The sequence below is a fragment of the Mycobacterium sp. NPDC050441 genome, from assembly GCF_040655355.1.
Classification (GTDB): domain Bacteria; phylum Actinomycetota; class Actinomycetes; order Mycobacteriales; family Mycobacteriaceae; genus Mycobacterium.
The window spans coordinates 794,627-806,803 of sequence record NZ_JBFAJS010000001.1 but is presented as its reverse complement, the minus strand read 5'-3'; the positions used below and the strand labels follow the sequence as shown (position 1 = coordinate 806,803).

The window sequence follows — 12,177 nt, the reverse complement described above, 5'->3', positions numbered from 1 at the left end:
GGAACTGGTTTGTCCGATTTGGCTGAAGTTACCGAGACGCGGCTGCGCCGCGCCCTGGGGCTGCCGTCCTTGGTGCTGTTCGGCCTGGTCTACATGGTGCCGCTCACCGTGTTCACTACCTACGGCATCGTCACCCAGACCACCGGCGGCAGGCTGTCGGTCGCATATCTGGTGACGTTGGCCGCCATGGTGTTCACCGCGCGGTCCTACGCCAGGATGGCCGTCGCCTACCCGGTGGCAGGGTCGGCATACACATACGCGCAGAAGTCTTTCGGCGCCCCGGTCGGATTTCTCGCCGGCTGGTCGCTCCTGCTGGATTACCTTTTTCTGCCGATGATCAACTATCTGGTGATCGGGATCTACCTGCATGCCGCGGTGCCGGCGATTCCGGGCTGGGTGTTCGTCCTGGTCTCGATCGCCGCGGTGACGGTGCTCAACGTGGTCGGCATCGTGTCGGTGGCGAGGGCGAATTTCGTCATCATCGCGGTACAGGCGATCTTCATCGTGACGTTCTTGGTGCTGGCCAGCTCCAAGGTGTTCAGCCTGGGCACGGTCGACCTGATGGCACCGATCCACGGGGACGGTAGCGCAACCGGATTCAGCCCGGTGCTGGCCGGCGCGGCGATCCTGTGCCTGTCATTCCTGGGCTTCGATGCGGTATCGACGCTGTCAGAGGAAGCCAAGGACCCGAAGCGGTCTGTGCCACGGGCGATCATGATCGCCACCGCGGTGGCAGGCGTGATCTTCGTGGTGCTGTCCTACCTCGGTCAGCTGGTGTTCCCCTCCAACCAGTTCGCCGACGTCGAGTCCGGATCCCTGGACCTGATGATGACCGCGGGCGGGCAGTTCCTGCAGACCTTCTTCACTGCGGCCTATGTTGCCGGTGCGCTCGGATCCGCGATCACGTCGCAGGCTTCGGTGTCCCGGATCCTGTATGCGATGGGCCGCGACGGCATTCTGCCGCGCCCGGTGTTCGGTCATGTCTCGCCGCGGTTCGCCACCCCGGTGTACGCGATCCTGGCGGTGTCGGTCGTGTCGTTGCTGGCCACTGTGATCACCCTGGCCACGCTGGCATCGCTGATCAGTTTCGGTGCGCTGGTGGCGTTCTCGGTGGTCAACCTGTCGGTCATCAAGCACTATTTCGTCGACCGGCGCGAACGTGACGGCGCCCAGATGATCAGCAGCCTGGTCCTGCCCGTGATCGGCTTCCTGCTGACGGCGTGGCTGTGGACGAGTTTGTCCGGGTTCACGCTGATCGTCGGGATGTGTTGGCTAGCAGTGGGGTTCGTGTGGCTTGCCGGGGTCACCCGTGGTTTCCGGCAGCCGACACCGGTGCTGGATATGAAGGAGTGACCCCGGCCCGCCGCTGAGTGTCAGGCCACGCTGATGGTGACGTCGATGTTGCCGCGGGTCGCCTTCGAGTACGGGCAGACCTGGTGGGCGTCATCGGCGATGGCCTGCGCGGTCTCCCGATCGACGCCCGGGATGGTGACGTTCAGCCGCGCCCGCAGGGAAAATGCTCCGTCGGTGTTGATCAGGTCAACTTCGGCGTCCACGGCGGTCTCGGCGGGCAGCTTCACGTTGTGCTTGCCCGCGGTCAGGCCCATGGCGCTCAGGAAGCACGCCGACCACCCGGCCGCGAACAACTGCTCGGGATTGGTGCCGGAACCGGTGCCGCCGGGCGGGGTCAGCTGGATGTCCAGGTTGCCGTCGGAGCTGTAGGCCTCACCCTGACGCCCGCCGGTGGTGTGGGTCTGGGCGGTGTAGAGCACGTTGTCGGTCTGGCTGGTGGTCACGGCGTTCTCCTTCGAGTGGATGGTCGGATCCAATTGGATGCGTTAGAGATGAACGTGGAGGGTCGTACATTTCATCCCATCCGATTAAATCGGATCCGATATAATTTTGACCATGGCACCCGAGTCTCCGCAACTGTCCGATTTCCTGTGCTTTGCCATCTACTCGGCCAACCTCGCGTACGGCAAGGCCTACAAGCCGATCCTGGACAGAGAGGGCATCACGTACACGCAGTACATCGCGCTCGTCGCGCTCTCGGAGCAGGATCACCAGACGGTCGGCAGCCTGGGGGACAAGCTGTTCCTGGAGTCCAACACGTTGACGCCGATCCTCAAGAAGCTCGAAGCGCTGGGATACGTGACGCGGCAGCGTGATCCCAGCGACGAGCGTCAGGTGGTCATCAGCCTCACCGACGCCGGCCGCGAACTCCGCGAGCAGGCCCTGGAGATGGACCTGCTGGCGGCGACCGGTCTGTCACTGGACGAACTCAAGACCATGCAGCGCGGTGTGTCCACGCTGCGGGACAATCTGCGAAACTACGCGCGATCCCCGGTTGATCCTGCGGCCACGGCGTGAAAGTTCGGGTGGGCTGCGTCCTCGGCGCAGGGTGAACGGCGACAGTCTTCGGGGATGACCAGGACCGGCGTGGTGGCGTGTGCGACGACTGCGCCGGCCACACTGCCTTCCAGATGTCCCAGCAGACCGTTGCGCCGGTGCGGGCCGACCACGATCAGGCTCGCGTTGTGTTCGTGAGCGGCCTCGACGATGCCCTTCCAGATGGGCGCTGCCTCCACGGCCACGCTACGCGCCGAGAAACCGGCCCGGGTCGCCAGTGACGCTCCGTGGGCAGCTGTCTGCTCAGCGGCCCGGCGTACCTCGGTGGCCCGGTCGGCGTCGAAATGCGTTGTCTCCACAGGCGTGAAACCGACATCTACGGGCTGCCACACGCACACCACCAGAGCAGCGCGGTCGACGGACAGTTCGGCCGCGGCCTGTTCGATGGCGGACGCGGCACGTGGTGTTCCGTCGTAGGCGAGCAGCACCGGCCCGGCGGAGGCGCCGGGCGTGCCGCGCTCGGATGGCAGGGCCGGACGGGCCCGGTCAGGTGGCGCAACCGGCGCGGTCAGGCCCGGACGTAGGCGCGCCAGCAGCGGTGGCGAATACCAGGCCGGGGATTCGCCGTCGAGGAACAGGTCGAGGTCGGGCCGCTGAGGCCGGGCCCCGCTGAGTGCATAGACCGCCACCCCGAAGATCGCACCGCCGACCGACAGTCCGAATCCGATCCACAAGGCGTCGCCCGTACCTGCGGTCAGGCCACCGGCGGCAGTCGCGGCGAAATGGGCGAAGATTGGCGCGACCATGAAGGCGGCCACGGCCCGCAACAACTCGATGATGGCGAAAACCCGTTGGAGGCTATTGGACTGCAGTGAGAACCCGGCGACGAACAATGCGGGCGCCACTGTGGCGCCCAACGCCAGCCCGGTCAGCGCCGAGGCGAGCAGAGCCAGCGGTTGGTTCGCCGGAATCGCGAGCCGGAACACCACGATTCCCGCCGCGAGCAGCCCCATGCCGATGAGCGGAAGGTAGTGGATCGAGCGCTTGGAGATGACGGTCCCGAACACGAAGGCCATCACGATGGCACCGCCGAGTTCGGGCAGGAACAACAGACCGACCCGCACCGGGCTGTAGGTCTGCATGAAAACTTCTGCCGTCAGAGCCGTCGCCGCCACCGACGCGGCCGCCGCGAACAGGGCGACGCCGACCCCGGCGACGGGGATCGAACTGGTCAGCATCGTGCGGACGGTCAGCAACGGGCGGCGGGCCCTGAACTGGTAGACGATGAGCACCACGATCAGCGCCAGCCCACCGAGCATCGGCACGCTCACCGCGGGGTCGGTGAAATCGTGGCTGGTGAGTTGCGCTGCACCGATGAAAGCGGCGGCACAGCCGACCGATGCCAGGCCGATGGCCTTCAGGTCACGCGGTGCGTCGAGATCGGCCGGCGGCGCGTCTTCGAACGTCAGGGCCGCCATGATCAGGGCCCCGACGGCGATCGCCGCGACGATCCAGAACAATGGGCGCCACGCGAGGGCCTCGGCCTGCGCACCGCCGATGAACGGGCCGAGAGCGACGGCTCCGAACACGGCCATGTTCATGATCACGGCGGTGTAGCGCAGCTTGTCCCTGGGGAAGCCGATGGTCAGCGGCGGAGCCGCGGCGATCAGCAGCATGCTGGTGGCCAGCCCTTGCAGGATGTGACCGCCGATGAACATCGCCCCGTTGAGCGCGGAGGCCGCCAACATGGAGCCCACGACGAGTACCACCGCATAGGCCAGCAGCATCCTGCGCTGGGGCAGGTGCTGAGCGAACTGCACTGCCAGGACCGTGCCCACCGCATAGGCGGCATTGCCCAGGCCGAAGCCGAGGCTCATGGTCTGGGTCGAGATGTCCAGCTGCTCGGAGATGATCGGGACCAGCGGGTCGACGGCTGCCGACAGCGCCAGGTAGGGGATCAACGCCAACGTGACCATGGTGGCCACGGCGGGATATCGGCCGGCGAGTGGTCCCTGACGCATCAGCGCCACCCGAAGTGGGCTGTTGGCAGTGTCCGGCGCCGGGGCGCCGCGTTCGGACAGTCAACTATCGAGTTCGATTGGCGCACGTGTCCGTTTAACCGTCCACCCCGCAGCGGTTATTCCGTTGTCGGCGAGTTAATTCCGGATTGTGAAGCGACTCACGAAAATTTGCATAGAACAACGATGTGTTGTATGCGGGGCCGATTGTGCTGGGAGGTAGAGGCTTTCATGAAGTTCACAGTGAATTGACAGCGAGCTGACTCGTGACGTCTCTTATTCTCTCGAAAGACGTTGTCAATCAGTGCTACTGGGCGGCTACGGCTTGAGCTGAACCTTCAGATCCTCGCCCGAGCGGGAGAACGCCTTGGCGTACCCTTCGGCGGCGTCATCGAGCGACATCGTGGTGGTGAAGATGCCGTCGACGTCGAGGCGGCCAGCCTGCAGCAGCGGGATCAGCTCAGGCCAGGTCTGCTGCACCGGCGCGGTGGTGAAGCGGATGGTCAGGCTGCGCAGCAGGCAGCCCAGCGCGGGCATCGGGTACGGCTGCAGATCGTGCACGCCGACGATGGACACCGTGCCGCCGGCGCGGGCGGCGTCGATGGCGTCGTTGATCGAGGCGTCCATGCCCACCGCGTCGATGACGGAGTCCACGCCGAGACCGCCGGTGGCCTCCCGGATCGCCTGGGCCGAGGGCGGGGCGAAGGTGATGGCTCCCGAGGCCTCCGCGCGTTCGCGCCGGGCCTCAACCGGGTCGACGGCGAAAACCTTTGCCGCGCCAAGGGTGATGGCGCTGCGCAGGGCGCACATGCCGACCGCGCCCAGGCCGATCACCGCGACGGAACCGCCGACCGGAATGTCGGCGCGTTTGGCCGCGGCCCAGCCGGTGGCCAGGTTGTCGGTCAGCAGCAGAGCTTGCTCGGTGCTGATGCCCTCCGGCATCTTCAGTAGCTGGAAGTTCGCAGCGGGTACCGCGAGAAGTTCGGCCTGGGCGCCGCCGAGGAATCCGGTACCGAAGATCTGGGGGCCCTGCACACAGCGGATCGGGTCATGGGTCGCGCAGCCACTGCAATGCCCGCACCCCGCCACCGAGGACACCAGCACTCGGTCGCCGACGGCGAATCCGGTGACCTCCGGGCCAATTTCGACGATCGTTCCGACGGCCTCATGCCCGACGGAGACCGGATCGGCGATCGGGTAGTGGCCCTCCAGGAAGTGCAGGTCCGAGCCGCAGATCGAGGCGGCCTCGACCTTGACGATGGCCCCGTCGGGACCGGGCAGGACCGGGTCCGGCCGGGTTTCGACGCTGACCTGGCCGGCGCTGTCGACGACGACTGCGCGCATACTCATGCCTCCTGCACTGTGAAGTCTGACCAGATGGGTTCGTTGATGGCAGAACGGTATTCGCTCAGCCGCCACGGGCTGACGGTGTGGATCTCACCGTCGGCGTTCTTGAAATACGAGTGTTTGACCGAGGGCTGTGCCCACACGGTTTGGCGGATGGCCTCCTGCGAGCGCCGGTGCCATTCCTTCGTCGGCTCGGGCAGCGGCTCCATGGTCTGCAGGCCCTCGGTGATCAGATGCTCCAGGCACTGGTTGATGTAGCGCATCTGCAGCTCGGAGTTGAGGATCAGGCTGCCGCCGTGGGCCAGGTGCGTCCCCGGACCGTAGGTCATGAAGAAGTTGGGGAAGCCCGGCACCGTGATGCCGCGGTAGGCGTAGGGACGCTGTCCCCACGCGTCGTGCAGGTCGATGCCGTCACGTCCGGTGATGGTCATCGGGAACAGCACGTCGGTGGCACGAAAACCGGTGGCGTACACGATGATATCGGCGTCGTACGTCTGGCCGTCGGCCGTGACGATCCCGGTCGGCGTGATTCGTTCGATCGGGGTGCGGATCAGGTCCACGTTGTCGCGTTTGAGCGTGCCCAGCCAGCTGCCGTTGTCCTGCAGCGTGCGCTTGCCGGTGGCCGGATAGTCAGGAAGCGCCTTGGCCAGCAGTTCGGCATCGTCGCCGACCTGGGTGGTGATCCAGTCGGTGAACATGATGCGGGCGATGGCGTTGATCTCGCTGACCGCGTTACCCTGGTCGTCGTAGTCGGGGTCCACCCGGGCGGCGTCCAGGCCCTTGTCGGCTCCGGGCCACAGCAGCAGGAACCGGTACCAGCGGCCGTAGTACGGCAGGTGTTCCATCGCCCAGCGCACCCCGTCGGCGACCGGCTCGTGGTACATCGGGTTGGGGAACATCCACTGCGCGGTGCGCTGGAAGACCGTGAGGTGGGCGACCTTGTCGGCGATGGCCGGGGCGATCTGGAAGCCGCTGGCGCCCGCGCCGATCAGGGCGACCCGCTTGCCGGTGACGTCGACGTCGTGGTCCCACGCCGCGGAGTGAAATGCCGGTCCCGCAAAGGTTTCCGCGCCGGGGAAGTCAGGGATCTGGGGCCGGTTGAGTTGACCGACCGCGGTGATGACGGCGTTGGCCTGCAGTGTCTCGGTGCCGGCAGCCGAGCGCACGGTGACGCTCCACATCCCGTCGTCCCATGCGGCGGAGACCACCTCGGTGTTCCACCGGATGTTCTGTTCGAGATCGTGGCGGTCCACCACGTCGCGGAAGTACTGGCGCAGTTCGTGCTGTTCGGCGAAGAAGTGGTCCCAGTGATTGCTGGGTTCGAAGCTGTAGCAGTAGAAGTGATTGGCCACGTCGACGCGGGCGCCGGGATAGCTGTTCTCCCACCAGGTTCCACCGGGGCCTGCGTTCTTCTCCACGATGGTGAAATCGATACCGGCCTGCTTGAGGCGCACCCCGGCCAGCACCCCGGACTCTCCGCAGCCGATCACGATGACACTGAAGTCTGCAGTGTCCTGCAGTGTCGTGGGCCTGCGCGGGTCGACACCCTCGAGGTCGAGCTCCTCCAGCATCAGTGGCAGGTTGTCCTCGTCGACCGGCTCGCAGGCCGCCCAGTCCAGCATCTCCCTGACCAGTTCGGCGGGCAGCGGGTCGGGGACCGGGCAACCGCGATCGCGGTAGTCGGCGACGATCGGCAGGGCTACTTCACGGACCCGCGCTTTGTCCTCTTCGCTCATGAAGCCCTGGACCTCGTTGAGGAACAGTCCGGCCTGTTTGAACTCGCGGATGTAGCGCGGGTCGCCGGTGATGTGCACGAGCGAGAGCAGCAGCGTCGGGACGCTGACCTGCTCTAACGCCGCCGCGATGTCGGCATCGGGCGTGGTGAATGGCTGGCCGACATGGAAGCTCCGGGTCACGCGGCGTTACGCTACTGCGCGTAGCGTTATGTGGCAAGAGGTGAACGCGGTCGCATCGTTGTAGGTTCCAGTCCGGTGCGGCGAACTCCGTTCTGGAATGGCAGAAGCGCCGTCGAAACCGGAATCGTGAAAGCTTCGAGAACCTCGAAAGTTCGTCGTGATTGCGGCGTTGAGCAGCGTATTATGTGACATCCTGTGCGAGTGTCAGCCGGGGGCCGACCTTCGGGGATCGTGACGTTCCTGTTCACCGACATCGAGGGTTCGACTCGTCGGTGGGAAGCTGACGCCGACCAGATGCGGGCAGCCCTGCTGGTGCACGACGAGGTCCTGCGCTCGGTCATCGAGAAGCACGCTGGGTTTCTGTTCAGTCACACCGGGGACGGCGTGGTCGCTGCTTTCGCGTCTCCCGAATCTGCTGTCGACGCTGCGGTCGCGGCCCAGCGAGAACTCGGGCTGCCTGTGCGAATGGGGATCGCGACCGGGGCGGCTGAACTGCGGGACGACAACTACTTCGGCACGGTGCTCAATCGGGCTGCACGGGTGATGGCCGCCGGGCACGGCGGCCAGATCCTGTTGTCGGACTCGACGGCCAACCTGCTGAGCGGCCTCGACCTGGTCGATCTGGGGCCGCGACGGTTGCGAGACCTGCCGGCCCCGATCACGGTGTTTCAGCTACAAGCGCCCGGCCTGGCCACGGACTTTCCACCCTTGCGGACCCCGGACCCGACCCCGGGGAACTTGCGCCGGGCGGTCACCAGCCTGATAGGCCGTGACACCGAGGTCTCCAATATCCGAGTGGCGGTGCGTTCGCATCGGCTGGTCACACTGACCGGCGTAGGCGGGGTGGGCAAGACGCGCATTGCTCTGGAGGTCGCGGGACGCCTCGCCGACGAATTTCCCGATGGGGTCTGGTTTTTCGAACTGGCCGCGGTGGCTGATCCGGCTGCGGTACCCGATGCGGTGGCGACGGTATTGGGCATCACTCAGCAACCGGACAAGAGTGTGGCCGAGAGTGTCGCCGCAGCGTTGGAGGGCCGAGTCCGGCTGCTGGTGATAGACAACTGCGAACACGTGCGCGACGCCGCCGCCGACTTGATCGAGGCGATCCTGGCGAAGTCGGCGACGGTGAGGATCGTGGCTACGAGCCGCGAAGGACTGCGAGTGGCCGATGAGCAGCTGTGGCTGGTGCCCTCGCTGGATGTGACCGGAGGCGTCGACTCGGCAGCCGTGACGTTATTCACAGAGCGTGCCCGTAGTGTGGCACAACGATTCTCGCTAGCCGGGGCCGATGAAGCCGAGGCGGTGATGGAGATCTGTCGCCGTCTCGACGGGATCCCGTTGGCCATCGAGTTGGCGGCCTCGCGGATAGCGTCGATGACACCAACAGAGGTGCGGGATCGTCTCGATGACCGATTCAAGCTACTGGTCGGGTCACGGCGGGGTTTGGAACACCACCAGACGCTGCGCCACACGGTGGCGTGGTCCTTCGATCTCCTCGATGATCCTGAAAGGGTGTTGCTGGAGCGGTGTTCGGTGTTCGCCGGGGGCTTTGACCTCCAAAGCGCCTGCGCAGTAGCGGGATTGGATTTCCCCGACGAGTACGCTGTCCTCGATTCGCTCGACGCCCTGGTGCGCAAGTCACTGCTGATCACCGAACGTTCCTCAGGCCGGACCCGGTTTTCGATGCTGGAGACGATCCGCCAGTTCGCCGGGGAGCAACTCGTCGCGCACGGTTCGGCAACCGAGGCCCGGACCGCGCATGCTCGCCATTTCGCCGGGCGCGAAGCCGACATTCTCGATTTGTGGGATGGTCCCCGCCAACGGGACGCCTACGACTGGTACACCCTTGAGCTGTCCAATCTACGGTCTGCGTTTCGGTGGGCAGTGGACCAAAGTGACCTCGACGTCGCCGCCACCATCGCGACATGGACGGCATGGCTTGGCTTTTGGATGCACAGTTACGAGCCGATAGCGTGGACCGAGGAGCTCATCGAGCTCGCCCGTCCCGCCGACCATCCGTCACTCGCATTCCTGTATGCGATGGCGTCGTTGTGCTGGTGGCCCGGACGGATCGAGGCAGCTGTCGGCTACAGCGACGCCGGCCAGTTGGTGATGGGCAGTGGCCGTCACGACGAGGTGCCGTTCGGCTTCGAGGGCGCGCTCGGCGCTGCATACCTGCACTCCGGCCAGCCCGAACGGCAGGTCGAGTGGTGCCGCGCCCGGCTCGCATTGGGTCACGACACCCACGGGATCACCAAGGCATTCCTGACCATTGCGCTGACGGTTGCGGGGTGTGACGAGGAGGCGAGGGCCGCCGCGAACGGCCTGATCGAGGTTGCCGAGGCCACCGACAACCCGGCTGCGCTCTCGTTCGCGCTCTACGCCTACGGTTACGCGTTCGGCGACACTGATCCCGCCGCGGCGCTGGACGCCCAGCGTCGCGGTCTGGTGATCGCCCAGGAGAGCGGCAACCGCAATACCGAAACACGCATCGCCGGCAGTCTGTCTCGCCTCGAGGCCGAGTACGGCGACCCGCTGGCCGCGCTCGACTATGTCGCACTGGCGGTCCGGAATTTTCACGACGCGGGCAACACCACCATGATCCGTTTCCCGCTGGCTGTCCTCGCTGCCCTTTTCGCCCGGCTCGGGGGCGATGAACCAGCGGCCATCATCGCCGGGTTCGCGTTCAGTCCCCTCACAAGCACGGCCTACCCCGAGCTGGGCACCGCGATCACTCACCTGCGCGGGGTCCTCGGTGACCAGGTCTACGAATCGATCGCCCGCACGGGCGAGACGAGCAGCGTCACCGCCATGGTGACCTACGCATACGACCAAATCGACCAGGTACGAGCACAACTGAAGGCCGTCACGAAATAGACAACGGACTGGAGCGCTCGGTATCGAAGGCGTCCCTTCGGCACTCTTGGTTGATCTGAAGATCTCTGGTGCCCGCAGTCACTCTCGCCGACGCCGCAACAGCAGGTACATCAGACGCCCAACCAATCCGAGCACCGTCGCCAACACGACCACAGCGGCCACGTAAGGAAAAACGTACTCGGCTCCCGATGCGAAGCCGTCCCACACGCTCGGCGGACCCACCGTGACATCTACTACGAAGCGGCGGCACACCCGGTCGCTGTTGTCGGACTCAACCAGACTGATCCGCGCAGTTCCCGTCTGCTGCGCCCGGTACCTCGTCGTATTGGTGCCATTGCCGATTCCGGCCGGCGGCTTTCGGGCTGGTTCGTAACGCTGGCCCAGGTACTCCACGGCCTCGGGGCCGGAGTTGTGCTCCTGACGCCACTGGCACCTGGTCTGGTCGTAATCGTCAGCGAGCACAATGTCGAAGAGCTGACCGCTCCGGAGTTGGACATGGCCACCGTTGTCGTCATCGGTCGCGGTCACATCCGGCTGCGGCGCACAGCCACCCACAATCAGCACAAGCCAGCACAGAACTGAAAGCATCACCCAACGCACGGGCCAGGCCGTCCCACTGACATCAAACAATCGTATGGGCCGGCTGCCACTGCGGTTGACGCAAACGTGCACCGAACCGCATCTGATCAGTGACGTACTTCGCCGCCGGTGATCCACTCCTCGTAGAACGGCGGCATCTCGGATGCCTGGCCGGAGAACTGCGGTGGCTGCTTGTCGAGGAAGGCTCGCACACCGGCGTGGCCATCACCGATGCTTGTGTAGAACATCGCCAGGGAATCCACCCGGTGTGCGTCGACCGGGTGCGGCTCGGTCGAATTCCGGTAGAGCATCTGCCGCATGAGCGCAACCGAGACCGGTGAGCGGTCGCGCGTCCACGCGTCGGCCAGCGCCCGTGCCTCGGCGATCAATGCGTCCGGTTCGTGGACAGCCTGCGCCAGCCCGATCTCGTGGGCAGCGTCGGCAGTGAGAATGTCGGAGCGGTACACCAGGTCCAAAGCCGTTGGCATGCTGACGATCCGGGGGAGGAACCAGGTTGAACACGCCTCGGGAGTGATGCCGAGCTTTCCAAACACCAGCCCGAAGCGGGCCTTGGACGACATGAGCCGGGCATCCATGGCCAGCGTCATGGTCGCGCCGATCCCTACTGCGGCCCCGTTGATCGCGGCGATCACCGGCTTGCGGCAGGCGTAGATCGCCAGGGTTACCCGGCCGCCGGTATCCCTGACCCGCCGCAGCTCGGGGTTGTCGAGGTCGGTCATGTCGGCCAGGCTCGGTGACTTCGACTCGTCGAGGCCGAACACGTTCCCTTCGCTCGACAGGTCCATGCCGGCGCAGAACGCGCGCCCCTCGCCGGTCACGATCACGGCACGCACCGCGTCGTCGTCGTTGACCGCCACGAAGGTCTGCTCCAACTCGTCGGCCATCTCGACGGTGAAGGCATTGAGGTTGTCCGGGCGATCGAGGACGACGGTGAGGATCCCGTCGTCGAGCTCGTGCCGGATCGTCGTGAAGTCCACGGATGCTCCTTCTCGGGTCGGTTGGTACTCAGCTTGCCCAAAGCGGGTTTCTGGCGGCAACGGGCCCCCACATGCCGGGTCAAATGTTCGTTG

General features: G+C 65.7%; 9 protein-coding genes. 3 read left to right on the top strand and 6 right to left on the bottom strand.

What is annotated here, in order from left to right; translation table 11 throughout:
* The first annotated feature begins 9 nt into the window (after nucleotides 1–9).
* The gene (locus tag AB0I14_RS04030; RefSeq protein WP_358016121.1) at nucleotides 10–1,353 is read left to right on the top strand and encodes an amino acid permease; all 1,344 of its coding nucleotides are present in this window, start codon (nucleotides 10–12) and stop codon (nucleotides 1,351–1,353) included.
* A 20-nt stretch (nucleotides 1,354–1,373) separates the two neighbouring features.
* Here the strand turns inward: AB0I14_RS04030 and AB0I14_RS04025 are convergent, their stop codons facing one another.
* The gene (locus AB0I14_RS04025; protein ID WP_358016118.1) at nucleotides 1,374–1,796 is read right to left on the bottom strand and encodes an organic hydroperoxide resistance protein; all 423 of its coding nucleotides are present in this window, start codon (nucleotides 1,794–1,796) and stop codon (nucleotides 1,374–1,376) included.
* 112 nt (nucleotides 1,797–1,908) lie between these two features.
* Between AB0I14_RS04025 and AB0I14_RS04020 the strand changes: the two genes are divergently transcribed.
* Complete coding sequence (locus AB0I14_RS04020) at nucleotides 1,909–2,370, top strand: MarR family transcriptional regulator (RefSeq protein ID WP_358016115.1); 462 nt, start codon at nucleotides 1,909–1,911, stop codon at nucleotides 2,368–2,370.
* Here AB0I14_RS04020 and AB0I14_RS04015 read toward each other — a convergent pair.
* The 3 genes from AB0I14_RS04015 to AB0I14_RS04005 all read right to left on the bottom strand — a co-directional run bounded on the left by AB0I14_RS04015 (nucleotide 2,331) and on the right by AB0I14_RS04005 (nucleotide 7,630).
* Nucleotides 2,331–4,370, bottom strand: a complete 2,040-nt coding sequence (locus AB0I14_RS04015) for a universal stress protein (RefSeq protein WP_358016112.1) — start codon at nucleotides 4,368–4,370, stop codon at nucleotides 2,331–2,333. The two genes, AB0I14_RS04020 and AB0I14_RS04015, sit on opposite strands and share 40 nt — an antisense overlap.
* A gap of 315 nt (nucleotides 4,371–4,685) precedes the next feature.
* Nucleotides 4,686–5,711, bottom strand: a complete 1,026-nt coding sequence (locus AB0I14_RS04010; RefSeq protein WP_358016778.1) for an alcohol dehydrogenase catalytic domain-containing protein — start codon at nucleotides 5,709–5,711, stop codon at nucleotides 4,686–4,688.
* 2 nt (nucleotides 5,712–5,713) lie between these two features.
* Entirely contained in the window at nucleotides 5,714–7,630 is a 1,917-nt protein-coding gene (locus AB0I14_RS04005; protein ID WP_358016109.1) for an NAD(P)/FAD-dependent oxidoreductase, read from the bottom strand.
* A 231-nt stretch (nucleotides 7,631–7,861) separates the two neighbouring features.
* Between AB0I14_RS04005 and AB0I14_RS04000 the strand changes: the two genes are divergently transcribed.
* Nucleotides 7,862–10,507 carry an adenylate/guanylate cyclase domain-containing protein gene (locus tag AB0I14_RS04000; RefSeq protein WP_358016106.1) on the top strand — a complete coding sequence of 882 codons (2,646 nt, stop codon included), beginning with the start codon at nucleotides 7,862–7,864 and terminating at the stop codon, nucleotides 10,505–10,507.
* 78 nt (nucleotides 10,508–10,585) lie between these two features.
* Here AB0I14_RS04000 and AB0I14_RS03995 read toward each other — a convergent pair whose 3' ends face one another.
* Together AB0I14_RS03995 and AB0I14_RS03990 are read right to left on the bottom strand one after the other, a co-directional pair.
* A complete protein-coding gene (locus AB0I14_RS03995) occupies nucleotides 10,586–11,035 on the bottom strand; it encodes a hypothetical protein (protein ID WP_358016103.1) in 450 nt (149 codons plus the stop codon).
* Between the two features lie 158 nt (nucleotides 11,036–11,193).
* On the bottom strand, nucleotides 11,194–12,084 hold the full coding sequence (locus AB0I14_RS03990) for a crotonase/enoyl-CoA hydratase family protein (protein ID WP_358016100.1): 891 nt from the start codon (nucleotides 12,082–12,084) through the stop codon (nucleotides 11,194–11,196).
* Nucleotides 12,085–12,177: the final 93 nt, after the last annotated feature.